Genomic DNA, 17,932 nt, shown 5'->3' with positions numbered 1-17,932 from the left:
AGTGCCTCCATCGATCCCGCCGCGGCGGCGGATCGCGAAAGGTGCTTGCGATGACCAGCTCTTCGAACGCGCGTGACAGGGCGGCACTGGCCGGAATCTGCCTGGCATCCCTGATGTTCGGCCTCGAGATCTCCAGCATCCCGGTGATCCTGCCGATCCTGGAATCGACGCTGCCGGCGGATTTCCGGGCGCTGCAATGGATCATGAACGCCTACACCATCGCCTGTACCGCGGTGCTGATGGCGACCGGTACGTTCGCCGACCGCTATGGCCGCAAGCGCGTCTTCATGGCGACCACCGCCGCCTTCGGGGTGACCTCGCTGATCTGCGGGCTGGCGCAGAGCGCCCCGGTGCTGATCGCCGGCCGGTTCCTGCAGGGCATGGCGGGCGGCGCGATGCTGACCTGCGCCATCGCGATCATCTCGCATCAGTTCCCGGACGGGCGCGAGCGCGGCAGGGCCTTCACCCTCTGGGGCGTCGTCAGCGGCGTCGGCTTGGGCTTCGGTCCGGTGGTCGGCGGCATGATCGCGACGCTGGTCGGCTGGCAATGGGTGTTCCTGGTCCATGTGCCGCTGACCGTGCTGGCGCTGGTGCCGGCAGCGATCGGCATCCGCGAATCGCGTGATCCGCAGGCGAAGCAGCTCGACCTTGCCGGCATCGTCACGCTGACCCTCGCGGTTTTCGGGCTTGCCTTCGTCATCACGCAGGGTGCCGAGCTCGGCCTGTTTTTGTCGCTCGGGCTTGCCGGCCTCGCCCTGGCCAGCTTCACCGCCTTCCTGTTCGTGGAGAAGCGTGCGCCGCAGCCGATGTTCGATTTCTCGGTGTTCCGGATCCGCCGTTTCAGTGGCGCGATCATCGGCTGCGCGGCGATGAATTTCAGCTACTGGCCCTTCATCATCTACCTGCCGATCTACTTCCAGAGCGGGCTCGGTCTTAGCGCCGAGGCGACCGGCCTGCTGCTGCTGGCCTATACCGTGCCGTTCATGGTGATGCCGGCGATCTCGGATCATCTGCTGCGCCGCCATGGCCCGCAGCTGGTGGTTCCGCTCGGCATGCTCACCATGGCGGCCGGCTTCATCGCGATGTGGCTGGGCAGTGGCGTCGCCGAGCCCGGCTGGTCGACCGTGCTGCCAGGCGCGCTGCTCGCCGGGATCGGGCTCGGCCTGACCAATACGGCGGTGACCAACACCACGACCGGCGCGGTGCCGAGCAACCGTGCGGGGATGGCGTCCGGTATCGACATCAGCGCCCGGCTGATCGCGCTGGCGATCAACATCCCGGTGATGGGGCTGATCCTGGTCGAGGGCATCCGCCGGTCGCTGCATGCCGGGTTCTCCGGCGTGCTCGATGCTTCGCAGCTGCAGGCGCTGGCGACCTCTGTCGCCGCCGGCAATCTCGGCGCGCTGCCGCAGAGCTATCCGGCCCTGGCGCTGCACGATGCGTCCGGCGCCGGGGTGCATGCGGCGCTGGTCCGCGGCTTCGGCTGGGTGATGCTCTATGGCGGCATCAGCGCAGGCCTGCTGGCCGTGGTCAGCTTCGTGATCTTCGGCGGGTTCCGGCTCCGGGCGGAAGGCGGCGCGGTCGCGACCTGCGCCGTCTCCGCCGAGCCCGAGGGCTGACCCGGCTTCGGGTCAGCCCAGCTTGTCGGCGCGGGCCTTGAGGCGGCGGGCGCGCATCAGATGGGGGCGGTCGAGCATCTCGCCGTCGAGGCCGATGACGCCGAGGCCGGGATTGGCGTCGAACAGGGCGATGATCGCCTCGGCCCGCGCCAGCGCCTCGGGCGAGGGCGAGAAGACCTCGTTGATCACGGCGACCTGGGCCGGATGGATCGCCATCTTGCCGGTGAAGCCGTCGCGCCGGCCGGCGAGGCATTCGGCCCGCAGGCCCTCGCTGTCGCGGAAGGCGGTGAAGACGCTGTCGATGGCGTCGACCTGGGCGGCGGCGGCGGCGAACAGGGTGAGCGAGCGCGCCATCCGGTAGGGGTCGGCATAGCTGCCATCCTCCAGCCGGTTGGTCTCGGCGCCGAGATCGGCCGAGAGGTCCTCGGCGCCCCAGGTCAGGGCTTCGAGGCGGTGGCTGGCGCCGGCATAGCTGCCGAGCGCGAAGATGCCCTTGCCGGTCTCGGTGGCGATGGCGATGATCCGGGTCGCCCCGTCGGCGAGGTCGCATTCGGCCTCGCGCACCGCGATCTGGGCGGCGAGATGGGTGAGGTCCGGGCCGCCTTCGGCCTTGGGCAGCATGATCGCGTCCGGCGCGCCGGGCATGATCGCGTCGAGATCGGCCTCTGTCAGCCCGGTCGAGAGCGCGTTGACGCGCACGATCAGGCGCGGGCGGCGCGCCAGCGCGCCGGTCTCCTTGAGAAAGTCGCGGGTGAGTTCACGCGCCTGCGGCTTGGCGTCGAGCGCGACCGAATCCTCGAGATCGAGGATCAGCGCGTCGGCGCCGCTTTCCAGGCCCTTCTGCAGCTTCTTCGGGCTGTCGCCGGGAACGAACAGGAGCGAGCGCATCAGGCCTGTACCCCTTCTGCCGGCCGCTTCTTCATGAAGGCCTGGCGGCGGCACTGGGCCACCAGCGTGCCGTCCTGCTTGAAGGCGCGATGGTGGAACTCGACGATGCCGGCGTCGGGCCGCGATTTCGACTCGCGCTTGGCGACGATCTCGGTGACGCAGTTGATGGTGTCGCCCTCGAAGAGCGGGGCGGGGAAGGTCACGTCGGTCATGCCGAGATTGCCGATCGTGGTGCCGACGGTGGTGTCGTTGACGGAGATGCCGATCATCAGGCCGAGCGTGAACAGCGAGTTCATCAGCGGCTTGCCCCATTCGGTCTCGGTCGCGCAGAAATGTGCATCGATATGAAGGGGTTGCGGGTTCAGGGTCATGTTGGAGAACAACATGTTGTCCATCTGCGTGACCGTGCGGGTCAGGCCGTGCTCGATCGAGGCGCCGACCGTGAAGTCCTCGAAATAGAGCCCGCCGCGCTTATGTCGTTTCGGTTCCGTCATCATCCTGCTCCCAAGATCGCGCTGCATTCGGACGGAAACGTCAAACTGCAGATAACGTGATCGATTCTCATGATTTAGAGCATGCTTGGCGCGAAAAGCCGTCGCCCCTCTTTCGCAGCATGCTCCAGGCCTTTTTCTGCGTCCGCAAGCCGGCTCACGGCAGGCGCTTTAACGGTTCGCTTACCATAATCGGTCCAGTCTTCTCAGGTGCTTCCGCCCGATCGGAGCGGCTGCAGCCCGAGTGGTTTTCATGTTCCTTTTCAGCACGCCGAGCACCCGCGAGACAACGCCCGTCAATCCGGTCGTCAGCGCCATCAAGCAGGGCGCCGACCGGACCGGTGCCGGTTTCGACTATCTGCTGAAGACGGCGCAACGTGAATCCTCGCTCGAGCCCGATGCCAAGGCGCGCACTTCGAGCGCGACCGGGCTGTTCCAGTTCATCGAGCAGACCTGGCTCTCGATCATGCGCCAGGAAGGCCCGAAGCAGGGCATGGCCAATTATGCCGGCGCGATCAGCGAAAGCGAGAATGGCCGCCTGACTGTCTCCGATCCGGCCATGCGCGAAAAAATCCTGCAATTGCGCAACGATCCGCAGGTCGCGGCCGTGATGGCCGGCGCCCTGACCCAGAAGAATGGCGAGCAGCTCGGCGCGGCGCTCGGTCGCCAGCCCCATGCCGGCGAGCTCTACATCGCCCATGTGCTGGGTGCACGCGGCGCCAGCGACCTGATCCGGACCGCGAGCAGCGATCCCGGCCGCTCGGCTGCCAGCCAGTTTCCGGAAGCCGCCGCGGCCAACAGGGCGATCTTCTTCGACAAGAGCGGCCGGGCGCGCAGCGTCCAGGAGGTCTATGGCGTGCTCGCGGCCAGCCATGCCAACACCCAGGTCGCGGCTTCGAGCGGCGCGATGCTGGCGCAGGCCCGCCCCAACGGGACGAGCGCGACGGCCTATGCGTCCGAGCCGGCGGTGGTGCCGATCGCCGCCGCGCTGGCGCCGGGGCGCGCCAAGGGGCTGATCGGATTGTTCTCGACCGAGGGGCCGCGCACGCCGGTTTCGCGCGCCGTCGCCGATCTCTGGACGACGCCGCGCAGCGGCGGGGCCTCGCGTGCAGCCGATGCCGACCCCGCCACGCGCTATTTCCCGCGCCGCGGCGCCGCGGCGGAGGGCGAGGCTGTCGCGAACGCGGCGGCTGCGGGCGAACCCCAGGCCGCCACCCAGGCGCCTGTCGCGATGCGCGCGCCATTGCCGCCGGCGCGGCCCCGCGAACTCGCCGCCGAGAGCCAGCCGGCCGTCGCGACGGTGGCGGACAAGGCAGTGCGGTCATCTCCGGCTCGACGCGGCCCGCTCGATCTGAGCACCTTCATGACGCATGGCAGGCGCGGATGATCGTACGCCGTTTCCTTCTCTGGGCTCGCACCGCTCCGGCCGAGGCGCGCGCCGCCGGCGCTGCGGCGCTGGCTGGTGCCTATCTGCGCTCGGCGATGTCGCCCGAGGACCGGCGCGAGGCCGAGACGGCGCTGATCTCGCTGGTCGACGACCCTTCGCCGCTGGTGCGGCGGGCGCTCGCCGAGGAACTCGCCGGGGCGAGCGGTGCGCCGCGCACTCTCGTGCTCGCGCTGATCGCCGAGCAGAGCGACATCGCCGCCTTGCTGCTGGCCCAGTCGCCGGTGCTCGGTGAGGCCGATCTCGTCGATGCCGCGGCGATCGGCGACGGGCTGGCCCAGCGCGCCATCGCGCAGCGGCCGCATCTGCCGCTGGGAGTCGCGGCGGCTCTGGCCGAGGTCGGTGTCGAGGAGGCGCTGCTCGCGCTGCTCGCCAATCCGACGGCCGAGATTCCGGAGTTCTCCCTGGAGCGCATCTTCGAGCGCGAGGGTGAATCCGGAGCGGTGCGCGAGGCTCTGCTGGCACGGCTCGATCTGCCGGCGGGCCTGCGCCAGGCCATCGCCGCCAAGGTTTCGGATGCACTGGCCGCCTTCGTGGCCGGTTGTGGCTGGCTGACCGGGGAACGCAGCGCGCGGCTCGCGCGCGAGGCGACCGAGCGCGTCGCCGTGGCGCTCGCCGCCGGCGGCGAGGAGAGCGACGCGCCGGCGATCGTCGAATGCCTGCGCGAGACCGGACGGCTGACGCCGGGCGTGATCCTGCGCTCGCTGCTGAGCGGCGAGCCCGCACTGGCGGAAGCCGCGTTCGCGACGCTTTCCGAGCTGCCGCTGGGGCGCGTGCGGGCGCTGCTCTGGGACAGGAGCGGCTCGGGGCTGAAAGCGCTCTATCGCCGGGCCGCGATGCCGGCCGTGCTGCTGCCCGCCTTCGCCGCGGTCGTGGCTGCGCTGAAGCGCGGCGGCTACGCCGCCGCCTCCGGCGCGAGCGGCATCAACCGGACGCTGCTCGCTGAGGTGCTGATCGCCTGCGACGGCCTGGAAGGAGCCGAGACGCATGCGCTGATGGCGCTGCTGCGCCGTCTCGACGCGGAGGCCGCTCGCGAGGAGGCGAGGGGGCTTGCCGATTCGCTCGCCGACGATGCGGCCCTGGCTCTGCTGGTCGAGGCCGATCCGCAATTCCTGGTCGAGCTCGAACTCGGGGACCTGCGCGACGTGGCTTAGGCCGCCGCGCGTCCGTTCGGACGCGGTCACGGTGATCTATCTTTTTGTTATCGCATCGGACCGAAAAGTGGATTCCACTTTTCGGTCCGATGCGATAGGCGCCACCGTCTTTACAGAGACCCGCAGCCGTCATCCTGGGCGAACGAAGCTCCGCCCGGGATCCATCATGAGGCGCAGGTGCCCTGCGCTGGATCCCGGACCGGCGCCGCTTCGCGGCTTGTCCAGGATGACCCCGCGGTTCCAAGCAAAACATTGATGGTCGGGACAAGCCCGCCCCCGACGGTGAGGCGCTCGCGCCTCAGTACCCGAACTGTTCCCGCAAGATGCGCTCGTCCAGGCTATGGCCGGGATCGTGCAGCATGACGAGGTCGAGCGAGCGGTCGATGGCGATCGCGACCGAGGCGACGTTCTCGATCTGGGTATGGTCGGCGACGGCGCTGACCGGCCGCTTCTGCGCCTCCAGCACCTCGATCGTCACCTGCGCCTGGTCGGGCAGGAGCGCGCCGCGCCAGCGCCGCGGCCGGAAGGGCGAGAGCGGCGTCAGGGCCAGGAGCGGCGCGTCGAGCGGCAGGATCGGGCCATTGGCCGAGAGATTATAGGCGGTCGAGCCAGCCGGCGTCGCCAGGAGCACGCCGTCGGCGACGAGTTCCTCGAGCCGGACCTGACCATCGACCGAGAGGCGCAATTTCGCCGCCTGATAGGAGCGGCGCAGCAGCGAGACCTCGTTGATGGCGCGGGCCTCGACCTTGTGGCCGTCGCGGTCGATCGCGGTCATCACCAGCGGGTGCACGACGCTACGCTGCGCCGCTTCGAGCCGCTTGCGCAGGCCGCGTTCCTTGAATTCGTTCATCAGGAAGCCGACCGAGCCGCGATTCATGCCGTAGATCGGCTTGGCGGTCCCCATGAAGCGATGCAGCGTCTGCAGCATCAGCCCATCGCCGCCGAGGGCGACGACGATGTCCGCCACATCCGGATCGGCGTCGCCATAGCGCTCGACCAGCTTGAAGCGCGCAGCCTGTGCCTCGGGCGTCTCGCTGGCGACGAAGGCGATGGTGCCGCGGCGTTCGGTCATCGCGGAAACACTTCAGGAGAGCGCATGCGCTGCGCGAAAACCCGTGCCATACCTAGCGCCATCCTCCCAGCCGCCAGTCGAACCCCGCCATAGCATGGTCCGGCGGCGGATCGCGAGCCATGGCGCCAAAAGAAAAGGCCGGGGCGTTGGCCCCGGCCGGAGGATCGTCACTGCGCCGATTTCAGATCGTGCTGCTCCACTGTACCGGCACCAGCTCGAAGCCGTTGCCATCCTTGGCGATGTGGCCGGTGGCCGGGAAGGGGGCGTGATAGAACGCGACCTGCATCTTCTCGGCCGAGACCATGTCGAGCAGCTTGCGGCGGGTGGCGGCCGCCTGCGGGCCGTCCATGTCGAAAACCGCCGACCAATCGGGATTGCGGACGAACAGGGCCGGATGGTTGGTGGTGTCCGACATGATCATCAGCTTGCCGGTGCCGGAGGCGACGGCGAAGACCGTGTGGCCGGGCGTGTGGCCGGGCGCGGCGACCGCGGTGATGCCGGGCAGGATCTCCTTGCCGGCCTCGAACTGCTTCACATCCTTGGCGACCGGGCCGAAAACGCGGCGCACGCCGGCAAAGGCGCCTTTCATCGCGTCCGGAGCGGCACTCGCCTTGGCGTCGTCCATCCAGAAGGCCCATTCGGCGGCGGGCACCATCACTTCGGCATTAGGGAAGACGGCCGTGCCGTCCTTGAGTCGGAAGCCGTTGATGTGGTCGCCATGGAAATGGCTGAACACGACCGAGGAAACGTCCTTCGGATCGAAGCCGGCGGCGCGGAAATTCTTCATCCAGGCGCCGGAGGTCGGGGCACCGGAATCGCCATTGCCGGTGTCGATTAAAGTCAGCTTGCCGCCGGCCTGGATGGCAAGAGTGGTGAAGGAGATCGAGAGCGCGTCGTTCGGCAGATAGGCTTGCTCCATCGCCTTCTTGACGTCGGCGAGCTCGGCATTGCGGACGAAGCCTTCGAGCGGGCGCCTGGCGAAGCCGTCATTGATGGCGGTGACGGTGATGTCGCCGACCTTGTAGCGATAGAAGCCTGGATTCTGGTTCACGGGGGCTCCTTGCGCATGGGCCGGGGCGATACCGAAAGGCAGGTCGAGGGTAGAAGCGGCCGCGAGCGCGCCGGCACCCGCCATCAGGGTGCGGCGCGAAAGGTCCAAACGGGTCATGATCGGGCTCCACCGGTGAGTGAGGGCACGCCTCCCCGGTGACGCTGCCCGCCATCCGGAAACGTGTCCTGGGCTGGGCTCAGCCTGAGCAGCAAACTAGCGGGCGGAGCGACCGCTTCAACCGCCGCCGGTTGGCGCAGGGTCAACTTTCCGTGATCTTGCCGCCGCGCGCCGCGAAGGCCTTGAGCAGGGCGGCGCAGAGGGCGAGCGAGGCGAGCGCGCCATGGCCGCTCGAGCCGGCGACCAGCGCCTCGAAGGACTGTTCCTCGGCGACGATGGAATGCAGGCTCCAGTTCCAGTCGGGCGCCTTCTGCCGGAGCACGCCGACGGCGACGTCGATCTCGGCGCTGATCTTGCCGATCGCCTTCCAGAGTGCGCCCTGCTGGTAGATGCCGCCCGGTGGCGTGCGCGGCCCAGCCAGCAGCGTCGGCTTGCGACGCACGGTGTAGCCCAGCGCCTCGTAGATCTCGGCGTCGAGATTGCGGTCGGGGCGACCGGCGGTTTCGCATTGCTCTGCGAGAGCCAGGAGCTTCTCGCGCCGCTCGACAGAGGTCATCGTTTCAGGGCGCTCCGTTCAGCACGCCGCCGGCCACGCAAATTCCGGGCCGGCTCCGCAGGAATCTATGGCCGTCTGTCCGGTCCGCCAAGCGATGGCTCGGCCTTGCCGCCGCTTTCGGACCATGGCGACCGTCGGATCGGGCGGATGCTAGCCTTTTCGTCCGTCCTCGCTCATCGCCGTGTCGAGCATCGTCACGGCCTCGTCGAGGCCTTCCTTGACGCCGAGCATGAAGTCCTTGCCGAAACCGATGATGGTGTCGGGCGGCTCGCCCTTGTGGGTGTAGACGACGCTGACCTGAGAGGGATTGACATAGACCGGCTTGCCGTCGATCGGCGAGGTGAACTTGCAAAGCTTCGGCATGGAACGCTCTCCGGCGCGATTCGGGCGGAGAGCTATACGACAGAGTGTGGTTCCTGCGAATCCCGGCGGGCCGGAGGGGCTATGCGCCTCGTTCCGCAGACGCGCGGCGCGCAGCCGTGATGCCTCGTTGCGACCGGCCCGACCAGTCAGGGCAAGTCAGAGCGTTCCCCCGTTCCGTTGAAGCTCGGGGAAACGTCCTGATCCTTCATGTCATCGTATTATCTTCAGGCGAGCCGGTGCCTGTCTGGTCTGAATTACTCTAGCGGCGGGCGACATAGGCGAGCTGGCGCTTGGCGCGCTTGTGGCCATACCAGGAGATTTCGCGATCCCCGACATCGGCGTGGATCAGTCCGTTCGGATAGGAGCCGACGCCGCCGGTGCTGGCGAGGGCCTTGGTCGCTGCTACCGCCTTGCGGGTCGAGGTCGCCAGCGGCCGGAAGTCGATGGCATTGCCGCGATAGTGCTGGGAACGCCTTGCATGGCGCCCGCCGCAGGTGGAGGTGATCTGGATCGGACCGATCTTGTCGACCAGCTCCTTGATCATGGCCAGTGTCTCCGGCTTGAGGCAGGCTAAGCCTTTGACCTGGGGCTGAAACGAGATCTTGTCTGTGAGGATATTCGCCTGGGCGTAAACGGGTACGGATGCCGCAACGAGTGCAGCCAAAACAACGCGACGCATGTTCTACTCTACAAGGGGGAATGGAAGCTCAGGCCACCAAATCCTGGTCTGGCCGAACCGTCTCGGCGCTGCATCTAGATTTGGCGCAAGGCGAAAAGATGGCTTCGCCGCAAATCCTATACGGAGGGCGCGCGCCGAGGGCTTGAAACGAAGGTGCGAAAGCGCCTCGCCAGCCGCTTGCGGCGGGGTGGGATCGGGATGCTCACGCAGGGATTTCGCAGCGGCGCGGAGGCCTGCGGTTCTGTCGACATTCCCGGGGCGAATGCTGCCGAAAGCCGGCCCAAGTCGGGAAAGCCCAGGCCAGGCCCGCAGTATCGCTCGGCAGGGATGCGGGAAGGATGGTGCCGGCGGAGAGGATCGAACTCCCGACCTTCGGTTTACAAAACCGCTGCACTACCGCTGTGCTACGCCGGCTCCGGCGTTGCGGTATCAGCCCGGCGCCGCCAGGGCAAGCGTGCCGTGGAGCTCATGCAAGAGTCGTTGGCGCCCAAGGCTGGTCTTGCGGCTGCGACTGGCGGAGCCGCGCGGTTCGGTGGAGCCTGCCATCACCTGCTCCTTCGGGCCCGCGCTCGCCCTGCCGTATTGGCTCCAGGTTGCCACAGGAGATAGGCAGAGTATTTTTCTGCTGTTTTGAGCCAGACGCATGCTCCAATTCTCTGTTTTGCCGCACCTCTTGATGCGGGTTGGTGCTCACCCGATCAAAATGCTCCGACTGCCATGGCTCCATAATTGTGCTGCATCATGATTGTCGTCGCTCCTGCGAGGCGAGGCGGCTCGGGCGCAGAAAAATAAAGCCGACGTGATTGAGTTGTTGAACGAAGCCGATGCTGAAATCCAGGCGGCGATAAATGGGATGTTCTATGGATATCCTGTCTTCGGGACCTGCCGTTCTGATGAAGGGCTGCGCGCAGGCCGTATAGGTCTGGCACATATAGTTGCAGTCATCCTCCAGCCGCCTCGTATTGACGACAGCGATGTTCGCGATGGGGGATCGGAGCAGGCGCAGCATCGCCCGCAGGCCCATCTGGCGGGCGATCTGCCATGACGGGCCTGGCGGTTGAGCATGGGGGGCGCGGACCGCGCCCTCGGCGATCAGGGCTCCCTGAACATCCCGAAATTCGGGGGGTGGTCAGTTCCTCCCCCGCGATCGTGACGCTGCCATCCAGCGGAAAGCGTCGAAACAGATCCTGCTTGCTGTTCATGGCCCGGCCTCTGCGAAGGTCGCCAGCTCGGATGGCCGTGGCAGGTGGTCGTGTTGAAGAAGACCAGGCAGCATCAGGCGATTGACCCCGTTCTCGCACGTTCGCCGATCTGCGGTCGCCGAGGCTTGCCGCCAACAAAAAAGCCCCGCCACGAGGGCGGGGCCGGCCGATCGCAAGGTCGATCAGTGGTCGTAGGTCATGATGTCGCGATCCTTGGTCTCGGGCACGAAGAGCATGCCGACGACGAAGGTCATCATCGCGATCACGATCGGGTACCAGAGGCCGTAATAGATGTCGCCGGTGCCGGCCACCATGGCGAACGAGGTCGCCGGGAGCAGGCCGCCGAACCAGCCATTGCCGATATGGTAGGGCAGCGACATGCCGGTATAGCGGATGCGGGTCGGGAAGAGCTCGACCAGGGCGGCGGCGATCGGGCCATAGACCATCGTCACATAGATGACGAGGATGGTCAGGATCGCGATGATGGTCAGCGACTGGCCGTTGAACAGCGCGCTCAGGAAGCCGGTCTTGACGATGCGGGCATCGCCGGCGGCCGGATAGCCGGCGGCGACGGCCTCGGTCGCGATGTTCTTGGCGAAGTTGGCATCGATCGCGACGTCCTTGCCGTTGACCGTGACCTTGGCCGGGGTGCCTGCGGGCGCGGCGATCTGGGTGTAGACGATCGCCTGCGTCGCGAGGGTGCGGCGGGCGATGTCGCAAGGCTGGGTGAAGGTGCGCACGCCGACCGGATCGAAGACCGAGCCGCAGGTGGCGGGATCGGCGACGACCTGGACCTTGACGTTCTCATGCGCCGCAGCGAGGCCCGGATTGGCGGCCTTGGTGAGGGCGCCGAACAGCGGGAAATAAGTCAGCGCCGCGATCAGGCAGCCCGCCAGGATGATCGGCTTGCGGCCGATCTTGTCGGAGAGCGCGCCGAAGACGATGAACCCGCCGGTGCCGAGGATGAGCGACCAGGCGATCAGCACGTTGGCCGAGTAGAGATCGACCTTCAGGATGCTCTGGATGAAGAACAGGGCGTAGAACTGGCCGGTATACCAGACGACGGCCTGGCCGGCGGTGAGGCCGAACAGCGCGAGCAGGGCGATCCTGGCGTTCTTCCACTGGCCGAAGGCCTCGGAGAGCGGCGCCTTCGAGCCGGTGCCTTCTTCCTTCATCTTCTTGAAGGCGGGGGATTCCTGCATCTGCAGACGGATCCAGACCGAGACCGCCAGCAGGAAGATCGAGACCAGGAACGGAATGCGCCAGCCCCAGGCGGTGAACTCGGCCTCGCCCATGGTGGTGCGGATGCCGAGAATGACGATCAGCGAAAGCAGCAGGCCGAGCGTCGCCGTGGTCTGGATCCAGGAAGTGTAGAAGCCACGACGACCAACCGGGGCATGCTCGGCGACATAGACCGCCGCGCCGCCATACTCTCCGCCGAGGGCGAGGCCCTGCAGCATGCGCAGCGCGATCAGGATGACCGGCGCGATCCAGCCGATGGTGTTGTAGCCGGGCAGCAGGCCGACCAGGAAGGTCGAGGCGCCCATGATCACGATGGTGACGAGGAAGGTGTATTTGCGGCCGATCAGGTCACCCAGGCGACCGAAGAACAGCGCGCCGAAGGGGCGAACAAGGAAGCCGGCGGCGAAGGCAAGCAGCGCGAAGATGGCGCGCGTATTCGGATCGAAGGCCGAGAAGAAATGTGCGCCGATCATCACGGCGAGCGAACCGTATAGATAGAAATCGTACCATTCGAATACTGTGCCCAGGGAGGAGGCGAGGATGACCCGCTTCTCTTCCCTGGTCATCGGGCGTGGGCCGGCGGCCCCTGATGCTTGCGCAATGCTCATGATGCACTCCGTCGTTCGTTCCCCCGACGCAGCGGACCACCCACCGCGCCTCGACGCCGCCTTGCAGCGGTCTTTGCGTTGGAGTCGGACGTGGCCGACCCGCGAAGCCCTAGAAAAGACAAGTTTGATGGGGAACGAATGAGCCCACAGCCCGAAACCTTCAAGCAGGCACTTGGTCTTGCACCAAAGGGTGTAAGACTAACGACTCATTAACAAATGAGGCTCGTCTTCCGCCGCCCGCAGGCGCCCGACTCGCCTTCCGGGCGCAAGACGGATAGCCTTTCCGACCAGCGGCGATTCCGAAGGACAGGAGGGGGAGCGACATGGTCCGCATCCCGATTTTCCGTCTGGCCTGCATTGCGGGCGCTATGCTGGCGCTCGGCTCGAATGTCTTCGCCAGGCCTGCCGGCGGCCCTGCCGCGCCGGCCGGTGTCAGAGCGCCGGCTCTGGCCTCGGCCGCCCCGGGCCGCATGCTGGCCGGGCCGATGCGGCCGGTCCGCCCGGGTCTGCGCGCCCGTGGTCGCCATGTCCCGGGGTTCGCCTATGGCTACGGCCTTGGGGGTTATGGTTCGGGCTTCTACGATTCCTCGCTCAATGTCCTGCTGGGTACTGCCGCGCCGGACTACCAGTTCGAGCGTGTCGAGCCGCCGTCGATTCCGGTCGCGGTTGGCATCCAGCGCTCGCCGGCGGCGGATCCGGTGATCTACCGGATCGAGAACCGGGGTGGGCGACAGGTGGCGCGGATCATCCGGATCGGCGCCGACGGCATCGTGCCGATCGATACCGGCGATCGACGAAGCCCGGCCGGGAAGCGCTGAGCCGCTTCAGCGCTGCCGCGTCGCCGCGTAGAGCGCGATCGCGGTAGCGTTGGAGACATTGAGGCTCTTGATCGCGCCGGGCATGTCGAGCCGGGCGAGATGGTCGCAGAGTTCGCGGCTGCGCTGGCGCAGGCCCTTGCCTTCGGCACCCATGACCATGACGAGCGGACGTCGCAGAGCGACGTCGTCGAGCGAGACATCCCCCTCCGAATCGAAGCCGACGCGCAGGAAGCCGCGCTTTCCGAGCTTGTCGAGCGCATCCCCGAGATTCTTCACGGCGATCAGCGGCACATGCTCGAGCGCGCCCGAGGCCGACTTGGCGAGGACTCCGGTCGCAGCCGGCGAGTGCCGGATGGTGACGATCACGGCGGCGACAGCGAAAGCGGCCGCCGAGCGCAGGATCGCTCCGACATTGTGCGGATCGGTGATCTGGTCGAGCGCCAGCACGACCGCGTCGTCCGGCAGGGTGTCGAGATCGGGCGAGGGCAGGGGATCGCAGACGAGATAGAGCCCCTGATGCACGGCGTCGGGCGTCAGCAGGCGGTCGATCTCGGAGGGGCGGACCAGTTCGGGCGCGATCGGCAGATCGCCGATCTCCTCGCCGAGGCGCTTCAGGGCGTTCTCGGTGGCGAGCAGCTTGCGGAAACGCCGGCGCGGATTGCGCAGCGCCTCGATCACCGGATGGGCGCCGTAGAGGATCGCTTCGTCGATATCGCCCGGGCGATGCGGCGGCGGCCCGTCCTGGCGTGGGCGGAAGCCGCGGCCGGAAGGCTTGCCGGTGGGACGCGGGCGGAAAGGGGCGGGCATGGGAACTCTCGAATTGTCGAGCGACTGCCCTGCCACGATGCGCGGCGCTTGGCCAGTGCGGAGCGAGGGCAGGGGCATCGCATTCGCCACGCAGCCTCACCCCGAGTGCCTGATCGACCATTCCCTGAGCCCTCATCCTGACGAGCGCTCCTCAGGAGCGCGTCTCGAAGGAAGCCCCAGGAGGCTCGGGAGACAGCTGGAGCACCCTTCGAGACGGCCCATTCGGGCCTCCTCAGGACGAGGGCGGAGATTTGAGCCGGACACTCAGGACGAGGGCTCAACATTCCAAATATGGCTGGCCCGGGGGCGGGAGCCGGGCCGCCATTCCTTCACCGAAACATGGGAAACGACGATGACTGACGACCACGCCTTCTTCGTGATCACCGGCGGACCGGGGGCCGGCAAGACCACATTGCTGTCCGCACTCGCGGCGGAGGGTTTTGCGACCGCGCCGGAAGGCGGGCGGGCGATCATCCGCGATCAGGTGGCGATCGACGGGCCGGCGCTGCCCTGGCGTGACCGGGCCCTGTTCGCCGAGCTGATGCTGGGCTGGGACATGCGCTCACATGCCGAGGCGCGCGAGCGGGGCGGCCTCGTGTTGTTCGACCGCGGCGTGCCCGATATCGCGGGCTACCTCTCCCTGTCGGGGCTCGCGATCCCCGCGCATCTGGAGCGAGCGGCGCGCCAGATCCGCTATCGTCCCCTCGTCTTCGCGGCGCCGCCCTGGCGCGCGATCTTCGCTGGGGACGCAGAGCGCAAACAGGATTTCGCGGAAGCGGAACGCACCTTTGCGGCGGTGACCGGCGCCTATCGCGATTTCGGCTATGAGCCGGTCGAGCTGCCGCTCGCCGGCGTCGCCGAGCGTGTCGCCTTCGTCAGGGCGCGAATCGCGGCGGCAGGCTGAAGCGCTCGCATTCCGTTGCGGGCCGGTCGGCGCTATTCTGGCGACCCACTCCGTTCTCCGGGGGAGGGCTCATGGACGCGATGCCGGAAGCCGGGGCGATGCGCGCCGGTCGGACGTTGAACCATCTGACGCCGGGGCGCGAATGCGGCGATTGCGTCGCCTGCTGCGAGGTGCTGCGCATCGTCGACCCGGAGGTCGGCAAGTCGGCTGGGGTTATGTGCCGCCACAACACCGGCAAAGGCTGCGGCATCCATGCGACACGGCCGCAGATCTGCCGGAGCTGGTTCTGTCTGTGGCGGCGAATCGACGCGATGCCGGACGAGGCCCGGCCGGACCGAAGCGGCGTGATCTTCTGCCTGGAAGGCGAGGCGAGCCACCCGAATCCGTTCGCGCGCTTCTGCGTGGTGGCGCGCCCGATCGGCAAATCGCGGGCCTTACGCAGTCCGCTCGTCAGAGAGGTCATCGCGATGTTCGTGCGCCAGGGCACGCTGCCGGTCTGGCAGTACCGCCATGGCGTGCGCACGCTGATCTATCCGCCGCCCGATCTCGCCGATGCGATCGAGCGGCCGGAAACCACACCATTTCAGGCCCTGGTGCCGGCGGCGAAGGCTTGGCTGCGGCGATACGGGGCGGCACGAGCGGTGGATTGAAATGCGCCTTGTCGCGGATCGATCGTTTTAGGCGTTGACAGGCGGGCGCCCTCTCACCATAAGTCCGGCCGCGCCTGCCGCCCTTCACAAAAGTGAAACAGCGGCTGCGGCCGGCCTTCGGGCCAGCCAGCGAAAAGGCGGGGGAATGTCCCGAGCGGCAAAGGGGGCGGACTGTAAATCCGCTGGCTATGCCTTCGCAGGTTCGAGTCCTGCTTCCCCCACCACCTTCGCCCTGCGGGACGAAGCAGGCGCGCCTTCCTAAAAGACGCGCCGAACGACCAGGCGGTGACAGCGCAGTGCTTTCACCGCGACGTCCGCGGCCCTTGCCGGCAGCTGGCGATGACGGGTTGACACCGGGCCGCGCGATGCGGAACTTGTCGCCCTGCGCGGGTGTAGCTCAATGGTAGAGCAGCAGCCTTCCAAGCTGAATACCCGGGTTCGATTCCCGGTACCCGCTCCAATTTCCCTCCCGATGATCCAGATTTGCGCGCCGCGCCGCGACGATGGCCGTTTCGCGGTGATGCCGCGAGCGTGAGGGCCGGCCGAATCGAGGCAGATTGCGTCCGCCGGGCAACCGCAGCACCATGATCGCGCGGCGCGCCCGTACGGCCGATATCGGCATTTCAAGACTTCAGAGCGGACGGCACTATAAGGGAGGCGGGCATGGCCGGCGACCTGGACTTGCTGATCGGAAAATGGACCGTGAAGGTCAAAGGCTGGACCTGGGAATACGAGTTCTCCCAGGACGGCAAGGGCGCATGGCGCGAGAGCGGCGGCTCGGACAATGGCTCAGGCAGCTGGTCGGCCAACGCCAAGATGGTGAACATCGCCTGGAAGGATTCCGCGACCCGCGAAAGCTGGTTACGACCGCTGACCCCCAGCACTGACCGCACTTGGTATGATTCGAGCTATTATCGCGGCAAATACAAGATCCTGAAGGCCGCGACCCCCGGCTTTGCCCCGCCATCGCCGCTGATCCTGGCCCAGCCTCCGGAGGTCTACCAGAAGAGCCTGTATTGCTGGGCTGCTGGCGCGGCGTCTTGGCGGCGCGTCAAGAACCGGGGCTCGGAAAAGGTCGACGACCTCGTCGCCGAATATGGCGGCTATCTCAATTCCGACGGCTCGTTGCCCGAAGGCGAGCCGGACGACCCGACGGCACAGAAGGGCGGGATGAAGGCCGTCTTCGGCAAGCTGGGCATCGGCATCCAGAGCCTGCCGCGGAAGGACTTCACCTATGACTACGTCTTCGGGAAGCTGAAGGCCAACGGCCATTTCCTGCTGATGGCGACCTCCTTCGGCGAGATGGGCCATACCTATGTGGTCTATGGCGTCGGGCAGCCGTCGCAGGAGCATTTCAGCGTCTTCGACCCGCTGCAGGGCCATGGCTACAAGAACAAGAAGTTCAGCGAGCTCAGCGGCGACTCCGTCTATGTCGGCTTCGGCATGTGATGCGGGCCGATCCCGGCTGCGCCCGCCTCGACCGAGCCGAGGCAGGCAGTCTGGCAGCTCGCGCGCTCAGGCCTCGGTGGCTTGCGCCTTGTGGCCGTCGAGATGGCCGAGATCGCGGGCCGGGTCGAGCCGGTCGCGGACGCGCTGCTTGAGCTGCTTCACATCGGGGAAGCCGCCATCGACCGTCCGGTCCCAGATCAGCTCGCCGTCATAGTGGATCTGGAAGATGCCGCCGGTGCGCGGGATCAGCACGACCTCGCCGAGATCCTGGCCAAAGGTCTGGAGCAGCTCCTGCGCCATCCAGGCCGAGCGCAGCAGCCAATTGCACATGCTGCAATAGGTGAAGGCGATGCGGGGCAGGGGCTTGGGGGCGGATGTGGTGACGGTCATGGCGGAGGCTCCGGGGACGCGAGGTGGCGCTGGTGGCGCCGTTTTGCGCCTGCGGGCCTCGCTTGCCAAGCGGCCGGGCGCGGCTCCGGACGGGGAAAGGAGCGGCCACCGCAAGGGCGTGACGGCACGGCGTTGCGGGACGGGGCGATCGGGCAGGCCGGAGCGCTTGCATCACGCGGCAAAAACCCCTAATTCCACCGCGCTTTCCGGCCCCCAGCGGCCGCCTTCGAGGATAAAGGTGTCATGGCCAAAGAGAAGTTCTCCCGCACGAAGCCGCACTGCAACATCGGCACGATTGGTCACGTTGACCATGGCAAGACGTCTTTGACGGCGGCGATCACGAAGGTTCTGGCGGAGGCTGGCGGCGCTTCGTTCACGGCTTATGACCAGATCGACAAGGCTCCTGAGGAGAAGGCGCGCGGGATCAC

General features: G+C 67.3%; 19 protein-coding genes and 3 tRNA genes. 10 read left to right on the top strand and 12 right to left on the bottom strand.

The window, feature by feature from the left end; translation table 11 throughout:
• Positions 1–50: 50 nt before the first annotated feature.
• Complete coding sequence (locus tag ACWGRX_RS19175; protein WP_452118848.1) at positions 51–1,619, top strand: MFS transporter; 1,569 nt, start codon at positions 51–53, stop codon at positions 1,617–1,619.
• 12 nt (positions 1,620–1,631) lie between these two features.
• Here ACWGRX_RS19175 and ACWGRX_RS19170 read toward each other — a convergent pair whose 3' ends face one another.
• Both ACWGRX_RS19170 and ACWGRX_RS19165 read right to left on the bottom strand, forming a co-directional pair.
• Entirely contained in the window at positions 1,632–2,507 is an 876-nt protein-coding gene (locus ACWGRX_RS19170) for an HpcH/HpaI aldolase/citrate lyase family protein (protein WP_452118847.1), read from the bottom strand.
• Positions 2,507–3,001: a MaoC family dehydratase gene (locus ACWGRX_RS19165; protein ID WP_452118846.1), complete on the bottom strand. Its 495-nt coding sequence runs from the start codon at positions 2,999–3,001 to the stop codon at positions 2,507–2,509. The genes ACWGRX_RS19170 and ACWGRX_RS19165 overlap by 1 nt, the downstream gene beginning before the upstream one ends.
• A 250-nt stretch (positions 3,002–3,251) precedes the next feature.
• On the opposite strand from ACWGRX_RS19165, the gene ACWGRX_RS19160 reads away from it, so the two are divergent.
• Positions 3,252–4,385 carry a lytic transglycosylase domain-containing protein gene (locus ACWGRX_RS19160; protein WP_452118845.1) on the top strand — a complete coding sequence of 378 codons (1,134 nt, stop codon included), beginning with the start codon at positions 3,252–3,254 and terminating at the stop codon, positions 4,383–4,385.
• Positions 4,382–5,596: a DUF2336 domain-containing protein gene (locus ACWGRX_RS19155; protein ID WP_452118844.1), complete on the top strand. Its 1,215-nt coding sequence runs from the start codon at positions 4,382–4,384 to the stop codon at positions 5,594–5,596. The genes ACWGRX_RS19160 and ACWGRX_RS19155 overlap by 4 nt, the downstream gene beginning before the upstream one ends.
• A 298-nt stretch (positions 5,597–5,894) precedes the next feature.
• Here the strand turns inward: ACWGRX_RS19155 and ACWGRX_RS19150 are convergent, their stop codons facing one another.
• The 8 genes from ACWGRX_RS19150 to ACWGRX_RS19115 all read right to left on the bottom strand — a co-directional run bounded on the left by ACWGRX_RS19150 (position 5,895) and on the right by ACWGRX_RS19115 (position 12,486).
• Positions 5,895–6,668, bottom strand: coding sequence for an NAD kinase (locus ACWGRX_RS19150; RefSeq protein WP_452118843.1), 774 nt, complete (start codon positions 6,666–6,668; stop codon positions 5,895–5,897).
• Between the two features lie 181 nt (positions 6,669–6,849).
• Positions 6,850–7,836, bottom strand: a complete 987-nt coding sequence (locus ACWGRX_RS19145) for an MBL fold metallo-hydrolase (RefSeq protein WP_452118842.1) — start codon at positions 7,834–7,836, stop codon at positions 6,850–6,852.
• Between the two features lie 142 nt (positions 7,837–7,978).
• On the bottom strand, positions 7,979–8,392 hold the full coding sequence (locus ACWGRX_RS19140; RefSeq protein WP_452118841.1) for a hypothetical protein: 414 nt from the start codon (positions 8,390–8,392) through the stop codon (positions 7,979–7,981).
• Positions 8,393–8,542: 150 nt separating this feature from the next.
• On the bottom strand, positions 8,543–8,755 hold the full coding sequence (locus tag ACWGRX_RS19135) for a hypothetical protein (RefSeq protein ID WP_452118840.1): 213 nt from the start codon (positions 8,753–8,755) through the stop codon (positions 8,543–8,545).
• Between the two features lie 259 nt (positions 8,756–9,014).
• The gene (locus ACWGRX_RS19130; RefSeq protein WP_452118839.1) at positions 9,015–9,299 is read right to left on the bottom strand and encodes a peptidoglycan L,D-endopeptidase MepK; all 285 of its coding nucleotides are present in this window, start codon (positions 9,297–9,299) and stop codon (positions 9,015–9,017) included.
• A 474-nt stretch (positions 9,300–9,773) separates the two neighbouring features.
• Positions 9,774–9,848 (bottom strand) — tRNA-Thr (locus tag ACWGRX_RS19125).
• 325 nt (positions 9,849–10,173) lie between these two features.
• A complete protein-coding gene (locus ACWGRX_RS19120) occupies positions 10,174–10,458 on the bottom strand; it encodes a hypothetical protein (protein WP_452118838.1) in 285 nt (94 codons plus the stop codon).
• Between the two features lie 360 nt (positions 10,459–10,818).
• Positions 10,819–12,486 carry an MFS transporter gene (locus ACWGRX_RS19115; protein ID WP_452118837.1) on the bottom strand — a complete coding sequence of 556 codons (1,668 nt, stop codon included), beginning with the start codon at positions 12,484–12,486 and terminating at the stop codon, positions 10,819–10,821.
• A gap of 323 nt (positions 12,487–12,809) precedes the next feature.
• Here ACWGRX_RS19115 and ACWGRX_RS19110 point away from each other — a divergent pair, with 323 nt between their 5' ends.
• Complete coding sequence (locus ACWGRX_RS19110; RefSeq protein ID WP_452118836.1) at positions 12,810–13,304, top strand: hypothetical protein; 495 nt, start codon at positions 12,810–12,812, stop codon at positions 13,302–13,304.
• Between the two features lie 6 nt (positions 13,305–13,310).
• On the opposite strand, the gene rlmB is transcribed toward ACWGRX_RS19110, so the two are convergent.
• A complete protein-coding gene (gene rlmB, locus ACWGRX_RS19105; RefSeq protein WP_452118835.1) occupies positions 13,311–14,111 on the bottom strand; it encodes a 23S rRNA (guanosine(2251)-2'-O)-methyltransferase RlmB in 801 nt (266 codons plus the stop codon).
• 352 nt (positions 14,112–14,463) lie between these two features.
• On the opposite strand from rlmB, the gene ACWGRX_RS19100 reads away from it, so the two are divergent.
• From ACWGRX_RS19100 to ACWGRX_RS19080, 5 genes are all read left to right on the top strand, one after another.
• A complete protein-coding gene (locus ACWGRX_RS19100; protein WP_452118834.1) occupies positions 14,464–15,015 on the top strand; it encodes an AAA family ATPase in 552 nt (183 codons plus the stop codon).
• 71 nt (positions 15,016–15,086) lie between these two features.
• Positions 15,087–15,665, top strand: a complete 579-nt coding sequence (locus ACWGRX_RS19095) for a hypothetical protein (RefSeq protein ID WP_452118833.1) — start codon at positions 15,087–15,089, stop codon at positions 15,663–15,665.
• A 139-nt stretch (positions 15,666–15,804) separates the two neighbouring features.
• Positions 15,805–15,889 (top strand) — tRNA-Tyr (locus ACWGRX_RS19090).
• A 162-nt stretch (positions 15,890–16,051) separates the two neighbouring features.
• Positions 16,052–16,125: transfer RNA gene (locus tag ACWGRX_RS19085), tRNA-Gly, on the top strand.
• 203 nt (positions 16,126–16,328) lie between these two features.
• Positions 16,329–17,114: a papain-like cysteine protease family protein gene (locus ACWGRX_RS19080; RefSeq protein ID WP_452118832.1), complete on the top strand. Its 786-nt coding sequence runs from the start codon at positions 16,329–16,331 to the stop codon at positions 17,112–17,114.
• Between the two features lie 66 nt (positions 17,115–17,180).
• Here ACWGRX_RS19080 and ACWGRX_RS19075 read toward each other — a convergent pair whose 3' ends face one another.
• Positions 17,181–17,504: an Rdx family protein gene (locus ACWGRX_RS19075; RefSeq protein ID WP_452118831.1), complete on the bottom strand. Its 324-nt coding sequence runs from the start codon at positions 17,502–17,504 to the stop codon at positions 17,181–17,183.
• A 243-nt stretch (positions 17,505–17,747) separates the two neighbouring features.
• Here ACWGRX_RS19075 and ACWGRX_RS19070 point away from each other — a divergent pair.
• Positions 17,748–17,932 (top strand): GTP-binding protein (locus ACWGRX_RS19070; protein ID WP_452118830.1); only part of this gene is annotated, 185 nt, incomplete at its 3' end.

The sequence above is a fragment of the Allobosea sp. NPDC055594 genome (assembly GCF_053618995.1).
The sequence above is the reverse complement of the archived record's forward strand: the minus strand, read 5'-3'. Positions and strand labels throughout refer to the sequence as shown.

Bases quoted from the DNA above. Each gene is read 5' to 3' on its own strand.
- ACWGRX_RS19075 (WP_452118831.1), bottom strand. From the start codon at position 17,504: ATGACCGTCACCACATCCGCCCCCAAGCCCCTGCCCCGCATCGCCTTC.
- ACWGRX_RS19120 (WP_452118838.1), bottom strand. From the start codon at position 10,458: ATGGGCCTGCGGGCGATGCTGCGCCTGCTCCGATCCCCCATCGCGAAC.
- ACWGRX_RS19160 (WP_452118845.1), top strand. From the start codon at position 3,252: ATGTTCCTTTTCAGCACGCCGAGCACCCGCGAGACAACGCCCGTCAAT.
- ACWGRX_RS19130 (WP_452118839.1), bottom strand. From the start codon at position 9,299: ATGATCAAGGAGCTGGTCGACAAGATCGGTCCGATCCAGATCACCTCC.
- ACWGRX_RS19150 (WP_452118843.1), bottom strand. From the start codon at position 6,668: ATGACCGAACGCCGCGGCACCATCGCCTTCGTCGCCAGCGAGACGCCC.
- ACWGRX_RS19170 (WP_452118847.1), bottom strand. From the start codon at position 2,507: ATGCGCTCGCTCCTGTTCGTTCCCGGCGACAGCCCGAAGAAGCTGCAG.
- ACWGRX_RS19080 (WP_452118832.1), top strand. From the start codon at position 16,329: ATGGCCGGCGACCTGGACTTGCTGATCGGAAAATGGACCGTGAAGGTC.
- ACWGRX_RS19140 (WP_452118841.1), bottom strand. From the start codon at position 8,392: ATGACCTCTGTCGAGCGGCGCGAGAAGCTCCTGGCTCTCGCAGAGCAA.
- ACWGRX_RS19175 (WP_452118848.1), top strand. From the start codon at position 51: ATGACCAGCTCTTCGAACGCGCGTGACAGGGCGGCACTGGCCGGAATC.
- rlmB (WP_452118835.1), bottom strand. From the start codon at position 14,111: ATGCCCGCCCCTTTCCGCCCGCGTCCCACCGGCAAGCCTTCCGGCCGC.
- ACWGRX_RS19135 (WP_452118840.1), bottom strand. From the start codon at position 8,755: ATGCCGAAGCTTTGCAAGTTCACCTCGCCGATCGACGGCAAGCCGGTC.
- ACWGRX_RS19155 (WP_452118844.1), top strand. From the start codon at position 4,382: ATGATCGTACGCCGTTTCCTTCTCTGGGCTCGCACCGCTCCGGCCGAG.
- ACWGRX_RS19110 (WP_452118836.1), top strand. From the start codon at position 12,810: ATGGTCCGCATCCCGATTTTCCGTCTGGCCTGCATTGCGGGCGCTATG.
- ACWGRX_RS19145 (WP_452118842.1), bottom strand. From the start codon at position 7,836: ATGACCCGTTTGGACCTTTCGCGCCGCACCCTGATGGCGGGTGCCGGC.
- ACWGRX_RS19100 (WP_452118834.1), top strand. From the start codon at position 14,464: ATGACTGACGACCACGCCTTCTTCGTGATCACCGGCGGACCGGGGGCC.
- ACWGRX_RS19115 (WP_452118837.1), bottom strand. From the start codon at position 12,486: ATGAGCATTGCGCAAGCATCAGGGGCCGCCGGCCCACGCCCGATGACC.
- ACWGRX_RS19095 (WP_452118833.1), top strand. From the start codon at position 15,087: ATGGACGCGATGCCGGAAGCCGGGGCGATGCGCGCCGGTCGGACGTTG.
- ACWGRX_RS19165 (WP_452118846.1), bottom strand. From the start codon at position 3,001: ATGACGGAACCGAAACGACATAAGCGCGGCGGGCTCTATTTCGAGGAC.